The 14532-nt window shown below is 69.8% G+C and carries 13 protein-coding genes; 5 read left to right on the forward strand and 8 right to left on the reverse strand.

The window, feature by feature from the left end; all coding sequences use genetic code 11:
* Positions 1-2: 2 nt before the first annotated feature.
* Entirely contained in the window at positions 3-380 is a 378-nt protein-coding gene (gene ndhC / locus Van01_RS11200; protein WP_204005434.1) for an NADH-quinone oxidoreductase subunit A, read from the reverse strand.
* Between the two features lie 93 nt (positions 381-473).
* Between ndhC and Van01_RS11205 the strand changes: the two genes are divergently transcribed.
* From Van01_RS11205 to Van01_RS11215, 3 genes are all read left to right on the forward strand, one after another.
* Positions 474-1970 carry a hypothetical protein gene (locus tag Van01_RS11205; RefSeq protein WP_373306237.1) on the forward strand — a complete coding sequence of 499 codons (1497 nt, stop codon included), beginning with the start codon at positions 474-476 and terminating at the stop codon, positions 1968-1970.
* Between the two features lie 257 nt (positions 1971-2227).
* Positions 2228-4075: a 2-oxoacid:acceptor oxidoreductase subunit alpha gene (locus tag Van01_RS11210; protein ID WP_204005439.1), complete on the forward strand. Its 1848-nt coding sequence runs from the start codon at positions 2228-2230 to the stop codon at positions 4073-4075.
* Positions 4068-5105 carry a 2-oxoacid:ferredoxin oxidoreductase subunit beta gene (locus tag Van01_RS11215; RefSeq protein ID WP_204005441.1) on the forward strand — a complete coding sequence of 346 codons (1038 nt, stop codon included), beginning with the start codon at positions 4068-4070 and terminating at the stop codon, positions 5103-5105. Before Van01_RS11210 ends, Van01_RS11215 begins: the two co-directional genes overlap by 8 nt.
* 86 nt (positions 5106-5191) lie before the next feature.
* On the opposite strand, the gene Van01_RS11220 is transcribed toward Van01_RS11215, so the two are convergent.
* Complete coding sequence (locus Van01_RS11220; protein ID WP_204005443.1) at positions 5192-6205, reverse strand: potassium channel family protein; 1014 nt, start codon at positions 6203-6205, stop codon at positions 5192-5194.
* A 163-nt stretch (positions 6206-6368) separates the two neighbouring features.
* Here Van01_RS11220 and Van01_RS11225 point away from each other — a divergent pair, with 163 nt between their 5' ends.
* Together Van01_RS11225 and Van01_RS11230 are read left to right on the forward strand one after the other, a co-directional pair.
* The gene (locus tag Van01_RS11225; protein ID WP_204005445.1) at positions 6369-7109 is read left to right on the forward strand and encodes a helix-turn-helix domain-containing protein; all 741 of its coding nucleotides are present in this window, start codon (positions 6369-6371) and stop codon (positions 7107-7109) included.
* A gap of 177 nt (positions 7110-7286) precedes the next feature.
* A complete protein-coding gene (locus tag Van01_RS11230) occupies positions 7287-7874 on the forward strand; it encodes a ClpP family protease (protein ID WP_099847697.1) in 588 nt (195 codons plus the stop codon).
* A gap of 121 nt (positions 7875-7995) precedes the next feature.
* On the opposite strand, the gene Van01_RS11235 is transcribed toward Van01_RS11230, so the two are convergent.
* From Van01_RS11235 to Van01_RS11260, 6 genes are all read right to left on the reverse strand, one after another.
* A complete protein-coding gene (locus tag Van01_RS11235) occupies positions 7996-8586 on the reverse strand; it encodes a hypothetical protein (protein ID WP_239098997.1) in 591 nt (196 codons plus the stop codon).
* Complete coding sequence (locus Van01_RS11240; protein WP_204005448.1) at positions 8583-9917, reverse strand: hypothetical protein; 1335 nt, start codon at positions 9915-9917, stop codon at positions 8583-8585. Before Van01_RS11240 ends, Van01_RS11235 begins: the two co-directional genes overlap by 4 nt.
* Positions 9914-10717, reverse strand: coding sequence for an ABC transporter ATP-binding protein (locus Van01_RS11245; protein ID WP_373306234.1), 804 nt, complete (start codon positions 10715-10717; stop codon positions 9914-9916). The genes Van01_RS11240 and Van01_RS11245 overlap by 4 nt, the downstream gene beginning before the upstream one ends.
* Before the next feature lie 83 nt (positions 10718-10800).
* Entirely contained in the window at positions 10801-11607 is an 807-nt protein-coding gene (locus Van01_RS11250) for a cupin domain-containing protein (RefSeq protein ID WP_204005450.1), read from the reverse strand.
* Positions 11604-12158 carry an RNA polymerase sigma factor gene (locus Van01_RS11255; RefSeq protein ID WP_204005452.1) on the reverse strand — a complete coding sequence of 185 codons (555 nt, stop codon included), beginning with the start codon at positions 12156-12158 and terminating at the stop codon, positions 11604-11606. Before Van01_RS11255 ends, Van01_RS11250 begins: the two co-directional genes overlap by 4 nt.
* A gap of 606 nt (positions 12159-12764) precedes the next feature.
* Positions 12765-14532, reverse strand: a 1768-nt coding sequence (locus Van01_RS11260) for an NACHT domain-containing protein (protein WP_204005454.1), incomplete at its 5' end; no start/stop codon positions are given.

The following is a 14532-nucleotide window of genomic DNA, read 5'->3' on the forward strand; positions in this document are numbered from 1 at the left end:
GGTCAGGTCCAGCGCAGGATGTCGCGCCGCCAGGCGTAGAGCAGGCCGAGCGCGAGGACACCCACGAAGATCGCCATCTCGACCACGGTGACCAGCCCGAACCCGGGCCTGTCGAAGACCACGGCCCAGGGGAAGAGGAACACCGCCTCGACCGCGAACAGCACGTAGAGGTACGCGTAGACGTAGTAGCGGATCTGCATCTGCGCCCAGTCGCCACCCACCGGGTCGAGGCCACACTCGTAGCTGGCGCGCTTGCCGGGCGGGTCGGCCGGGCGGGCGGGGCGCAGGATCCGGTTGGCGGTGAACGCGACGACGAGGAAGAGCACGCCCGCGAGCAGCAACAGCCCGAGCGTCGCGTACGAGCCCAGGTAACCGGTCACGGTCGGTCAGCCTACCGTCCCCCGACGGACCACCGCCGCGTCGCGAACTTCTTTTCACCTGGGACTAGTGTCTCAGGACAACTTGTGCCCACCATGGGGACCACCACCAGCACCGGAGGAGCAATGGGCCGCCTGCCCGGACGACGCGCCTGGCGCCGCACCCTGGCGTCCGCGTGCGCCCTCGGCCTGCTGGTGGCCGCCGGAGCGGTGGTGGCGCCCGGGGCGGTGGTGGCCGCGCCGACGGCGCACCGGGCCGCCGAGCCGGTGCCGGACAGTCCACCGGCGGAGCCGACAGGTGAACCCGAGCCCACCTCACCCCCACCCACTGTGGAGCCGCCGGTCGAGACGAGCGCACCGGCGTCACCGTCGACCACGCCCACCCCGGGTGCCACCACCGGCGGACCGGTCCCGAGCAGCGGTCCGCCGGCCGCGACCGGCGCACCGCCCCGGCCCACGTACTCCCCGCCCTCCCGGCCGCCCGCGCCCACGATCGCGCCACCCGTCTCGGCCGGAGTCACTGTCACCACAGGTGACCTCACGCTGCCGGTTGGCTACTGGAACGTCGCCGGCACGGTGGCCACCCTGCGCGTGACAGTCGCCAACACCGGCACCGCCAGCGCCGGTGTCCGGCTCGCCTACACCCTGCCGGCCGGGCTCACCGACGCCGGTACGGACGGCTGCGCCACCGCCGGGCGGCGCGAGTACCGCTGCGGGCAGTGGACCACGGCACCCGGCGCGCAGTTCAGCACCCGCCTGCGCATCCGGGTTGACGGCGACGCCTGGCGGCAGATGCCGCTGGCCGGCTCCGTGCGGGTGACGGCCACCGGCCCGGCCGGTACCGCACGTGACGACGAAGGCTTCGCCGTGCTCTTCCCGCCGGGTCCACCGGCACCCGGAATCACCATGTCGGCCGAGGAGGTCGCCTTCGACGCCGAGGGCGCCAGCGAGGGCCTGCTCGTCCGGCTCGGCAACACCGGTCGGGCCGACGCCACCGGCCGGGTCGACGTGCTGCTGCCCGCCGGGGTGACGGTGACCGCGCCACCGTCCGGCTGCGTCGCCGTGGCGGCGACGCGTACCCGCTGCGACCTCGGCACGGTGCCGGCGGGGCGTACCGACGAGGTGCGCCTGCCGGTGACGGCGATGGCGACGGCGTTACGTGCCGCGCCGCTGTCCGGAGCGGTGATCGGCCTGCTCGATCCGCGCCACGGTGCCGACCGGCGGATGCAGCTCAGCTTCCGGATCACCGCGTCACCGGAACTGCCCGTAGGCGCGCCGCCAGCCGCGTCAGTGACGTCGCCGGGCCTGCGCCCGGCCGGGGCACCCGGCGGACCGACGTCAGGGCATCGCGCGGCAGTGCTGCCGATCACCGTGTCGGTGCTGCTGTTGCTCCTCGCCGCCGGGCTGGTCACGGCGATGCGGCGGCGTCGGGCCAGAGCGCCGGGGGCCGGTGGCGGGCAGGCGACCGGAGCGGCGCTGCCGGCCGAGGCGGCGGGCCCGACCGGCGGCGCGCCGGAATCGGACAGTGGGATCTGGTTCCGCGCCCGGCGACCGGCCCGGACACACGACCGACCTGGCTGGGACGTGCGGTGATATGGATTACGGCGGCCCTGGCGAAACACCGCAAGTGACCACATAAACCCTCACGTTTCGATCCCAGTCGGCGGACCTCCGGGCAGGGTGCCTCACTGATTCGACGTAGGCTCTCGGTGAGGGAAGGACAGGCGGGCCGGACGTTCGCGGACGGCCGGTGCAGCGGCGCGTCAAGGAGGTCTCGTGGCCGGGCAAGGCGAGGTCACCATCCAGTTCAGCCAGCCGCGCCACGGCGCGCCACAAAGTGAGGTGCGGCCGTGAGCAAGCAGATCCGCCAGCTGGAACGGGTGGTCATCCGGTTCGCCGGCGACTCCGGCGACGGCATGCAGCTGACCGGGGACCGGTTCACCTCCGAGACCGCCCAACTGGGCAACGACATCTCCACGCTGCCCAACTTCCCCGCCGAGATCCGGGCTCCCGCCGGCACCCTGCCGGGCGTGTCGAGCTTCCAGGTGCATTTCGCCGACTACGACATCCTCACCCCCGGCGACGCGCCGAACGTGCTCGTCGCGATGAACCCGGCGGCGCTCAAGGCGAACCTCGCCGACCTGCCCCGGGGCGCCGACATCATCGTCAACACCGACGAGTTCACCCGGCGGAACCTGGCCAAGGTCGGCTACGCGAGCAGCCCGCTCGACGACGACACGCTCGCCGGGTACGCGGTGCACCCGGTCGCGCTGACCTCGATGACCATCGGCGCGCTGGCCGAGCTGGACGTGTCCAAGAAGGACGCCGAACGGGCCAAGAACATGTTCGCCCTCGGCCTACTGAGCTGGATGTACTCCCGGCCGTACGACTCCACCCTGCGGTTCCTGGAGCGCAAGTTCGCCAAGCGGCCCGAGCTGGTCGCGGCGAACGTGGCGGCGTTCAAGGCCGGCTGGAACTTCGGTGAGACCACCGAGGACTTCGCCGTCCGCTACGAGGTGAAGCCGGCCAAGATGCCGCCGGGCACCTACCGCAACATCACCGGCAACGCCGCGCTGTCGCTCGGCCTCGTCGCCGCGGGTGTCCGCTCCGGCCTGCCGGTCTTCCTCGGCGCGTACCCGATCACGCCGGCCTCCGACATCCTGCACGAGTTGAGCAAGCACAAGCGGTTCGGCGTCACCACCATGCAGGCCGAGGACGAGATCGCCGCGATCGGCGCGGCGCTCGGCGCCTCGTACGGCGGCGCGCTCGGCGTGACCACCACGAGTGGCCCCGGCGTGGCGCTCAAGGGCGAGACCATCTCCCTCGCGGTGGCCCTGGAGCTGCCGCTGGTGATCGTGGACGTGCAGCGGGCCGGCCCGTCGACGGGCATGCCGACCAAGACCGAGCAGGCCGACCTGAACATGGCGTTGTTCGGCCGGCACGGCGAGGCGCCGGTGGCGGTGGTCGCGCCGAAGTCCCCGTCCGACTGCTTCCACGCCGCGCTGGAGGCGGCGCGGATCGCGCTCACCTACCGCACCCCGGTGATCCTGCTGTCGGACAACTACGTCGCCAACGGCTCCGAGCCGTGGCTGCTGCCCGAGGTGGATTCCCTGCCCGACCTGCGGGTCGAGTTCGCCACCGCGCCCAACGGCGAGGACGGCACCACCTTCCTGCCGTACCTGCGCGATCCGCAGACCCTGGCCCGGCCGTGGGCCGTGCCGGGCACCCCGGGCCTGGAGCACCGCATCGGTGGGCTGGAGAAGGCCGACAAGACCGGCGACATCTCGTACGACCCGGCCAACCACGACTACATGGTGCGGACCCGGGCGGCCCGGATCGAGACGATTCCGGTGCCGGACGTGGAGGTGGAGGACCCGGACGGCGACGCCCGGGTGCTGGTGCTCGGTTGGGGTTCGACGTACGGCCCGATCGGCGCCGCCTGCCGCGCCCTGCGCCAGCGTGGCCTGCCAGTCGCGCAGGCGCACCTGCGACACCTGGCCCCGATGCCGGCCAACCTCGGCGCGGTGCTGCGCTCCTACGACCGGGTGGTCATCCCCGAGATGAACCTCGGCCAGCTCGCCCACGTAATCCGGGGTCGCTACCTGGTCGACGCCATCGGCTACAACCAGGTCCGCGGTCTGCCGTTCACCGCCGCCGAGCTGGAGACGATGCTGGAAGAGGTCCTGAAGAATGTCTGAGCCCGTCGCCCTCAAGCTCACCGCCAAGGACTTCAAGTCCGACCAGGAGGTGCGCTGGTGCCCCGGCTGCGGCGACTACGCGATCCTCGCCGCCGTGCAGCAGTTCATGCCGGAGCTGAACATCCCCCGGGAGAACATCGTCTTCGTCTCCGGGATCGGCTGCTCGTCGCGCTTCCCGTACTACATGAACACCTACGGGATGCACTCGATTCACGGGCGGGCACCGGCGATCGCCACCGGCCTGTCGGTCTCCCGGCCGGACCTGTCGGTGTGGGTGGTGACAGGTGACGGCGACGCCCTCTCCATCGGCGGCAACCACCTGATCCACGCGTTGCGCCGTAACGTCAACCTCAAGATCCTGTTGTTCAACAACCGGATCTACGGCCTGACCAAGGGGCAGTACAGCCCCACCTCCGAGGTCGGCAAGATCACCAAGTCGACGCCCGTCGGGTCGGCGGACGCGCCGTTCAACCCGCTGTCGTTGGCGCTCGGCGCGGAGGCCACCTTCGTCGGTCGGACCATCGACTCCGACCGCAAGCACCTCCAGTCGGTGCTGCGCGCCGCCGCCGAGCACGAGGGCTCGGCCTTCGTGGAGATCTACCAGAACTGCAACATCTTCAACGACGGGGCGTTCGAGCAGCTCAAGGAGCCGGGCACCCGCGACGACTACCTGATCCGGCTGGAGCACGGCCAGCCGATCACGTTCGGCAAGGACGGGCAGTTCTGCGTCGTCCACCCGCCCGGCGGGTTCGGCCTGGAGGTACGCGAGACCGCGTCGACCCCGGCGGAGGAGATCGTGGTGCACGATGCCACGGTGGCCGACCCGGCATACGCGTTCGCGCTGTCCCGGCTGCCCGGCTTCGACCTACGGAACACCCCGATCGGCGTGTTCCGCTCGGTGCGCCGCCCGTCGTACGACAGCGTCGTGCAGGGGCAGTTGGCCGATGCCCGGGCCACCGTCAGCGAGACCCCGGAACAGCAGCTCGCTGGGCTGCTGGGCAGCGGCGACACCTGGACCATCGTCGGCTGACCGTACCGCGACCGCGACGACGACCGGGCCGTTCCCTCGGGGGCGGCCCGGTCGATCTTTCAGCCCCGGTGGTCGCCTCCCGTCGCTCAGGGCAGGGTGTTCGCGGTGGGACGGTCGTCACGTACGTGCACGAGCATGTCCCCGGTCTCGATGACCGCACCGGCCCGGTCCGCCAGGGTGACCACCTTGCCCCGCCGGACCAGCGCGATGACCAGGGTGTCGAGCTCCCGGGGCGACCTGCCGACCTCGTTGCGCTCGGCGGAGCGCATGGCCAGCGCCATGCCCTGACCCGGGGTGAGCAGATCCTCCACCACGTCGATGAGCGGCGGCGCCGACGTCGACAGGCCCAGCAGCCGGCCGGCGGTCGCCGAGGAGACGATCACGTGGTGCGCGCCGCTCTGCTTGAGCAGCGGGGCGTTCTCCGCCTCCCGGGCCGCGGCGATGATCCGGACCTGACCGGCGGTGAGCTGGCGTACGGTCAACGCCACGAGCACCGACGCGTCGTCGCTGTCGGTCGCGATGATCACCGCCTTGGCGGTGCGTACGTGGGCCTGGTTGAGCACCGAGGATCGGGTCGCCGAACCCTCGATGGCGACAAGCCCGTTCGACGTTGCCTGACGCAGCGCCGGGCCGGCCCGTTCCACCACCACGATCCGGGACTTGTCCAGCCCGTTCTCCATCAGGGCCGAGATCGCGCTACGCCCCTTGGTGCCGTAGCCGCAGATGATGACGTGGTCCTTCACTTTTCTCTCCCACCGGTGCAGGCGACGGCCGGTCCGGTACTGCTCGGTCAGGACCTCGAGGGTGGTACCGACCAGGATGATCAGGAACAGCACCCGGGCCGGGGTGATGAACAGGATGTTTACCAGCCGGGCTTGCTGGCTCACCGGCACGATGTCGCCGTACCCGGTGGTCGAGAGGGAGACCACCGCGTAGTAGAAGCAGTCAAGCAGCGTCAGGCCGTCACCGTTGTTGTCGCGGTACTGCTCCCGTTCGAGGTAGACCACCACGACCACGGCGAGTACCAACCCGAGGGCGGCGGCCAGCCGGATGCTCAGCGCGCTGAGCGGGCCTCGCCGCTGCGCCGGAAAGTGGATCAACGGGGGACCTGCCCCGCCTCGGTCGCCTGCACGTCCACAACATAGCCGCTGATCCAGGAACCGCACGGCGGGGTGCCGTTTCAACGGACACGGTACGGCGAGCGGGCCGGCGGACGGGCATGATGGGACGGTCAGCGCAGGGAGCGGCGAGAGTGAGGCCCACATGTCGTTGCTGAGACGGGTGATCGGCGCGGTGCTGCGCCGCGAGCGCCAGCACCAGGGCCGCACGTTGCGGGAGGTCGCCCGGGCCGCCGGAGTCTCCGTGCCGTACCTCTCCGAGGTGGAACGCGGACGCAAGGAGGCGTCCTCCGAGGTCCTCGCGGCGATCTGTCGGGCGCTCGGCCTGCATCTCTCGGATCTGCTGGAGGAGGTCCGCGACGAGCTCCGGCGGGTCGAACGCCGACTGCCCGCCACGGGCCCGGCCGGTCGTGTCCCGGCCACCCGGCCCGGCGACCCTGCGGCCACGCCCGCTGGTCGCGGTACGGACGGATCAGCCCAGCCCGTCACCCGCCTCAACGCCGTCGGTTTCGGCTTCGCCTCGGACCTGACGGCAGGGTTGGGCGGCAACGACCCCTACCGGGCCTGGCCCCACTCGGGCGGGCAGTTCGGCACCGCCGGCCCAACCGGCGGTGGGCTGAGCGGCGGTCGGCTGAGCGGCGGGATCAGGGTCGTCGCCTTCGCCGATCCGATCGGCCCGGTCCACCTCGTCGCCCGAGGGCCACTGCTCCGTCGCAGTTCGCCCGGCCGTTCGTCCGTCGGCCCGCGGCACCGGGCCGGGGCACGTAGGCGAGCCGCCCGACGGGCGGCGACCGTTCGGGCCACCGTCGGCGGTCACCCCGGCGTTGTTGCCTCCCGAGCCTCGATGTCACACAGAAACCTTCAGGTCAGCCTGACGTCAGGCTGACGAGGAAGGTGCCCCGGGCCTGACCGGACGGCCCGGATCGGCGGCTGTCTCCGTCGTTCTGCCGTGGGCGGATCTGCCCGGGGCAGAACGGCTCGTTGGGGACCGCACCCGTGCCGCAGGCTCAAGGGAGCCGGTTCCCGAGCGCTCGACGTCGCCGCCGGCGGGTGGAGGTTGACCATGATCACGATGCTCGACGACGGCCAGCGGACCTTCGGCGACCAGGTGTTCGAACGACTGTTGCGGGAGCGGATCGTCTTCCTCGGCAGCGAGGTGAACGACGAGATCGCCAACCGGATCTGTGCACAGATCCTGCTGCTCGCCGCCGAGGACCCGGAGCGGGACATCACCCTCTACATCAACTCGCCCGGTGGCTCGGTGAGCGCCGGCATGGCGGTCTACGACACCATGCGCTTCGTCCGCAACGACGTGGCGACCCTGGCCCTCGGGCTCGCCGGCTCGATGGGCCAGTTCCTCCTCTGCGCCGGTGCGGCCGGCAAGCGGTGGGCGTTGCCGCACACCCGGATCCTGATGCACCAGCCCTCCGGCGGCATGGGCGGCACCGCCGCCGACATCACCATCCAGGCCGAGAACATGCTGCACGTGAAGCGGACGATGCAGGAGCTGATCGCCCAGCACAGCGGACGGACCCTGGACGAGATCCAGCAAGACTGGGACCGGGACCGCTGGTTCACCGCCGAGGAGGCCCGTGACTACGGTCTGATCGACAAGGTGGTGACCGCCGCCACCCAGCTACCCACGAGCTGATCCCGCTCCGGTCAGCCCCGCCGGGGCGACCCGCCGTCCCGGACTCAGGGGGCGGCGGGCGGCGGGCGGCGGGCGGCGGGCGGCGGGCGGCGGGCGGCGGGCGGCACCACGGTCACCGGACCTACTCGGACGCCGCACGGCGGGCCGGACCGGCGATCGAGTAGGCGATCAACCCGCCGAGCGCGAGCACCCCGGCCGTCAGCATGGCGGCATCACTCCCGGGCGGCTGTCCCTGCCAGGTCGCCGTAGCACCCCAGACACCCTGCTGGGGATACATGGCCGCGACAACGGTCCAGCCCAGCGGCAGGAACCACGACCTGGCGGCACCCACCACCGAGGCGCACAGGGCGGTCAGCCCCAGCAGGCCGGCGGCGTCGCGGACCACGAGCGCGGCCGGCCCGAACCGGGCCCCGGTCTGCCGGGTGACGAGCAGAACCGCGAGGACGACCAGCAGAGCGGCGATCAGGTGCGCCGCCCGCCACCACGGCCACCGCATCGACGCGGTCCGGTCCAGATTCTCGTCGGGACCGGCGAGGGTGGGCGACAGCGCCGCGACCATCAGCAGGACCGTCATCACGACCACCAGCACAGTGATGTCCCGCTCCTCGGCGAAAGCCAGGCACAGCGCCCACACCACCGCCGCGCCACCGACCGCCGCAACCAGGGCCAGCGGTACCCGCCGTGAGCGCAGGTACAGCATCGTCCCAGTCACCGGGCCCTCCCGGACAGGATGCCCGTGACGTCGGCGCAGGCCCGAACGGCATCGCGGACCGCCGTGACGCGGGCCAGCGCCTCGTCGTCGGGCAGTTCGCGCAGTCCCTGCCACAGCGCTACCGCCCCAGCGTTGATCTCAGGGTCCTCTTCGATCATCCCGGGGATCACGCCGACGTCCGACTGCGGCTCGCGGCCCAGAAGCCAGTAGGCTGCCGCCCGTTCGACCACCTCGTCGCGGTTCTGGCACCGTCCGTCGTATCCGACTCCGAGTCCCCTGACAATCTCGGGAACCACTGCGGCCGGGTGGGCGAGCCCGCCACGTCTGTCGATTCGTACCGTGATCCTGACGACGCCGTCCTCAGCCGAGCTGACGTCGGCAGCCATGAGCGTGCGGGTGTCCTCGTGCACGGCGCTCGGCGCGTCCGGCAGCTTCGCCAGCGCCGTCAGGCCCTCCCGGGCCAGCGGGGTCAGCGCGTCGAGCACGTTGGCGTTGACCCGGCTGACGCACACCGTCGGTGTGTCGTCGGTACACACGAGTTCCCGCGCGACCGGGTCGACAGGCCAGTTGAGCACGCCTTCGTCCCGAGGGACGACAGCGGTCGCCACGACCAGCCCGAGCGCCACCGGCACCAGCGCCGCCGTACGGGCACGCCAGCCATCGGCCACGAACAGCAGCAGGCCGGCGGCGGCGAGTGCGGCCATCGAGATCGCGAGCGCGCCGCTGACCCGGTTGTCGATCGTCTGGTAGGCGTGGAACGGAACCGTGCCGTGGACCGGGGAGATCGCCGCAGCCAACCAGTCCGGGAGCCGGATGGCGCTGAGGAAGATCAGCAGGACGCCGGCCACCGCCAGCGCCGGGGCGGTCACCAGGGCGGGAAGCAGGCGCCCGATGCCCAGGCCGAGCCACGCCGCGCCGACCAGGGACAACGCACCGACACCCGTGACCACTGCGAAGTTCAGCAGCGGCAGGTGCTGTGCGGTGGAGACGATCCAGCCGATGCCCGCCCCGGTCACCAGCAGGTAGGCGACCGCCAGGGTGATGGCCGTCGCGCCGAGGATCGGCAGCATCCGCTGGGCACGGGGCCGGGCCGTGGTGGCGAACAGCTCGCCCACCTTCGCCCGGTGCTCCCGGCGGCCCTGCCAGGCCCCGGCGGCCAGGGCCAGCGGCCACATCAGGAGCAGGTACTCCCGGATGGTGAGGGCAAGTGCCATCCAGCCACTCGACCACCGGCCGGTGGCCACATAGAGGGCACCGACCCCGACCACCGCCGTGATCAGTCCCGCACCGAGCGCTGCGGAACGGCGCAGTTCGATCCCCAGGATGCTCATCGGGCAGCCTCCGCACGGTGCCGACGGAGGACTGCGGAGTAGCCGCGTTCGGCCCGGCTGTCGCCGGCGTCACCCTGGTCGCCCTGCCCGGACAGACCCTCGGGAGTGCCCTGCCACACCAGCCGACCCTCATTGAGCACGATCACGTCGGTGCAGGCCGCCACCACATCCTCCACCAGATGGGTGGAGACCAGCACGCAACTGTCGGTGCCGAGGTCACGCAACAGTTCCCGGAAGTCGAGCCGCTGTTCCGGGTCCAGACCGACGGTCGGCTCGTCGAGCAGCAGGAGCTGCGGATCGTTGACGATGGCCTGCGCGATGCCGGCCCGGCGCAGCATGCCACCGGAGAGGGTCTTCAGCCGGGCGTCGGCCTTTGCGGTCAGCCCGACCCGGTCGATGGACCGTTGCACGGCCGCCGCGACAGCGGCCTTCGGCATCTCCTTCAGCCAGGCCATGTACCCGACGAACTCGCGCACCGTGAACCGTGGATAGAAGCCGAAATGCTGCGGCAGATAACCGAGGGTGCGCCGGACCGAACGCAGCTCGGACCGGCCGTCGACCGAGCGCCCGAGCAGCGTCAACCGCCCTGCGGCGGGGGGCAGGACTGTCGCCAGTGCCCGCATCAGCGTGGTCTTCCCCGCCCCGTTCGGGCCGAGCAGCCCGTGCACCCCGGCGGTGAGGCTCAGATCAAGGCCGTCGACGGCTAGATGCCGCCCCGCCCGGACCCGCAGACCCTCCGCGTGGACCGCCCAGGGATGGGTGGTGACGGCCGTCTCGGCCGCACTCACGGCACGCATCATCATCGTCTCCTTCGGTGACTGTCAGCGCGGCAGCGACACCGTCCCGTTCGCCGGTCGGAGCTGCCTGGTCGTGGCGGAAGTTCCTAGCCGTGGTGGGAGAGCCGCCGGAATCCGTTGACCCGCAGGAGGGCCATGACGGTAAGCAGCACCGTGGCAAGCGCCCAACTGCCGGCACTGTCCGCCGCCAGGACCACCGGGAGCCGAGCTGCGGCCAGACTCGGAGCGATCACGACGAGCGTCCAGATCGCGATCAGTCCGATCGCGGCCCGGCGTACCCCGACGAGCGTCCCCAGCAGCAGCGTGGCGGCGGTGAAGGTCAGGCACGGCAGCAGCATCAGCGCGAGTGACGCCCCCGTACGGGCACCCGCCACGGCGAGCGCGGGGATGACGAAGGCCAGCACCGCCGCCGTACGCCGCAGCAGCGCCGTCAGCCCGGCGGCGGGAGTGGCGGCGATCAGTTCCCAGGCCGGATCGGCGCGGCGGTGCCAGGCGACCGCCACGCCGGGCAACGGCGCCAGCGGTGCGATCAGCAGCACCAGCGAAGGCCGCCCGGCCCACAGCTCACCGAGCAGCACCGCGGAGGCGAGCACCGTGGCGGTCATGACAAGCCACGGCGCCAGGGTGCCGACGTACCAGCGGTGACGCAGCACCGACCAGGGCCGGCTCCGGCCGGCGGGAACCGGCATGGCGGCGATCTCCCGGTCCAGGCCCATCGCGACCCGCTCGATCAGGCTCCGGGTGTCGGCGGTGGTGGCACCGGCCAGCCGGGCACGACAGTCCGCGCAGCCCTCAAGGTGCACCTCGATCGCCCAGACGCTCGGCTCGTCGAGGCCGGGATCCCCGGCGGCGTACCGCTCGATCTGGGACATCGTCGGATGTGTGGTCGTCATGACAGGGCCTCCCGCAGGGCGATCCGGGCGCGGTGGACACGGGACTTGACTGTGTTCTCCGGTACGCCCAGCAGCACCGACGCTTCCCGCATGGACAGCCCGTCGAGCACCGTGGCCCGCAGGGCCGCCCGCACCTCGGGCGGCAGGACCAGCAGGGCCTGCTCCAACTCCTGGCCGATCCGGGCGGCCATCACCTCGTCCTCGGCCGCCGGGGCCGTGTCCGGCATGAGCTGCACCTGCGGCACCCGGGCCCGGCGCGCCCGGCGACGGAACGCGTCGACCAGACGGTGGGCGGCGATGGTCCACAACCAACCCACCGCACTCCCCTGCGCGCCCCCGTCTGCCGCCGACACACCCGCGAAACTGCCCGCAGCCCGCCAGACGGTGAGGTACGTGTCCTGCAGAACTTCGGCGACCATGTCCGGGTCGGCGCACCGGCGGCGCAGGCGCACCTCAAGCCAGGGCGCCGTACGCCTGTAGAGCTCGTCGAACGCCCGCCGATCGCCACGAGCCACTCGGCGTACGAGTTCACCCTCGTCAGCAGCGTCCATACCTGTTCTCACACCCGGTAAGACGACAGGACCCGCCGGATCGGGTCTCGACCCGATGTGATCGCCGTCACTTCCACTGCGCGGCCTGTCAAGGCGGTGACTGGTGCCCCTGGCAGGATTCGAACCTGCGACACACGGTTTAGGAAGGCGGCTGAGACAGGCTCGCCACTTTGGCCATAACCTGCACGCCCGTGGTTCCCACCGGCACTGCAGGCCAAGATCATTGCACATACTCTGCGCGGCGCTGCGGACGTCCGAGGACGGCCGGAGGCCGCCCGCAAGGCGGGCCGCAAGCGCGCAACCTCTTGCTTGCAAAGATCAAGACTCCTGTCGGCCAACGTCTGTGACTGCCGCTGGCCTGCTCGCCTTGTCGCCCACCGCCGGTCCCGGGCTGGGTCCGTCGACGGCTTGGCTGTACGGATGGCTGTACAGCCAGACCTCGTCGTCCCGAACGCAGGTACGCAGCATCACCGTGTGTCATCCACTGGCGTCCGGTGTCGTCAAGCACTGCAGCCACGCTTGGCTCTGCGAGCGGATGTCGCCCGGTGACGATGCATTCGGTGCTTTGTCGCAGTACCGCCAGGAAGCGCTGAAGCCACCGAAGCGTCAGGCCCGGCGAGGTGCAGAGGCAACAAGATGGAGCAGGTCCTTGCGGAACGTCCGTTCGTTCTTAATGAGCGCCCGAGCACGGCGAATGGCCTTGTCGCGATCCCGCGCGTTGCCGGTATATGCGAGAATTAGCAGGGCTGCCCGGCTCAAGAAGTGATCGTACCCGGAGGTGCTCGTCTCCCGTGCATATTCGAGGACCGATCGTCGCTCTGCTCGACTTAGGTCGAGCCGGCTTAATGGGAAACAGCTGGCCAACGCCCAGCTGTGGAAGTGCTGCAGGTTTGCGTCTTCCAGCGCGGGAAGACTAATGGCGAGGCGACTAGCAAGACCCACTCTCTCGGCCTCTCCGACCGAATCGTTCGGTAGCACCCAGGATATGGCCCACGATGCGAGGAGCGCCTCTATTGATTGCAGTTCCATACTGTTCGTGAGGAGATCGAGTGTATAGCGCGTGGACTCCTGCATAGAGTAGCCCACCGGTTCACTGTCTACGTTGAAGCCGTATGGCGAAATGCGGTAGCTCAGCTGCATCAGACATGCAGCGCCCAGGCAGAATCCCTCCCGTCGACCCGATGTGAGGTGACCAAGCACCCACCTGTCGTATCTATTCTTGCTGACCCCGGCCACCCGAAGATCGAGGAGTGAGATTTGTCCCCAGCCATCGGCGCAAACGGTCAGCAGACTGTTCGGCTCTTTCGAGGAGTCTGCGATCTCGATAAGCAACTCACGTGTTCTTGCGTCATATCTCCCACCATGCAGGGCCTCGAAGAGCAGACGAGAAGGCGTGGCACCACTGCGTTCTAGCGCCCTGCAGCAAACCTTGATGGCTTCCTCAGCCATCTCAGGAGTTATTGCCGCCTCGTCCCGCAGGCAGCCTACAAGATTCATGAATTCGGGTCGGGGAACCTCCATCTTTGCCGGTCCTCCCTCAGCATCCTGGGCTTCGGCGCCAGCGTGCTCGACCAATCGAATAAGCCGTCGTACGATCTTCGGGGCGTTCCGGCTACTAAGAACTGCCGTAAGGGTTACGACTTCTTCCCATCCTCCTTCAGTGAGCCGAGGTTCGAGCAAGCTAAGGACGTCTTCGTCGCGTATGCGGGCAGGAAGCCAGCCCTTAGCGATCGCGAGAGCGGCCAGATACTCCTGAAAGGTGAGGTGCTTGAATTCATAGGTAGGACGCAGCTTGCCTTCGTCTACGATGTACCCACCCAGTGTCATCAGGCTACTGCGTTCCTCGACCCGGCGTATAAACTCGTGCACCGGCATTTTCGCGTAACTGAGTTCTTCGGGCAAGTCACGTCGGGCGGAATTAAAGAGGTGAGCTAGTTGGTCAGAAGTAACGCGAGTTGCACCCTCATCCATCATGCTATAGGCGGCGTACGCCAGCTGAGGCAGCGCCTCTTCCGGATCAATCGGTTCGTGCCCCTCAGAGTTCCACGTCATCAAAAGCACTTCGATTGCCTTATCGTAAAGAACGCTACGCCGACGAGGTAGTTGGCCGACCCAACGCTTGACGAGGAGAAGAGTGGTAAGAAGAAGTGGGTTTGAAGCGAGCGCTCGAACTCTGGAGTTTTTTAGGATGGAGGTCGATAGGCGCTGCGCCTCTTGCCGTATCGGTCTAGTTTTTCCGACGACCTCGTCATGCCAATAATTAACCAAGGTGCGGATGGCTGAAGCACTAAGGCCATCGACGTGCATTGCGTAGCACATTGAGTGCACGGCTCCTGCCACCGCACGGAATCCGGCTTCCCGCGAGGTTAGAGGG

Origin of the sequence: Micromonospora andamanensis (genome assembly GCF_016863495.1) — a bacterium.
Classification (GTDB): domain Bacteria; phylum Actinomycetota; class Actinomycetes; order Mycobacteriales; family Micromonosporaceae; genus Micromonospora; species Micromonospora andamanensis.

Bases quoted from the DNA above. Each gene is read 5' to 3' on its own strand.
- Van01_RS11215 (WP_204005441.1), top strand. From the start codon at position 4,068: ATGTCTGAGCCCGTCGCCCTCAAGCTCACCGCCAAGGACTTCAAGTCC.
- Van01_RS11255 (WP_204005452.1), bottom strand. From the start codon at position 12,158: ATGGACGCTGCTGACGAGGGTGAACTCGTACGCCGAGTGGCTCGTGGC.
- Van01_RS11240 (WP_204005448.1), bottom strand. From the start codon at position 9,917: ATGAGCATCCTGGGGATCGAACTGCGCCGTTCCGCAGCGCTCGGTGCG.
- Van01_RS11250 (WP_204005450.1), bottom strand. From the start codon at position 11,607: ATGACGACCACACATCCGACGATGTCCCAGATCGAGCGGTACGCCGCC.
- Van01_RS11225 (WP_204005445.1), top strand. From the start codon at position 6,369: ATGTCGTTGCTGAGACGGGTGATCGGCGCGGTGCTGCGCCGCGAGCGC.
- Van01_RS11230 (WP_099847697.1), top strand. From the start codon at position 7,287: ATGATCACGATGCTCGACGACGGCCAGCGGACCTTCGGCGACCAGGTG.
- Van01_RS11245 (WP_373306234.1), bottom strand. From the start codon at position 10,717: ATGATGCGTGCCGTGAGTGCGGCCGAGACGGCCGTCACCACCCATCCC.
- Van01_RS11205 (WP_373306237.1), top strand. From the start codon at position 474: ATGGGGACCACCACCAGCACCGGAGGAGCAATGGGCCGCCTGCCCGGA.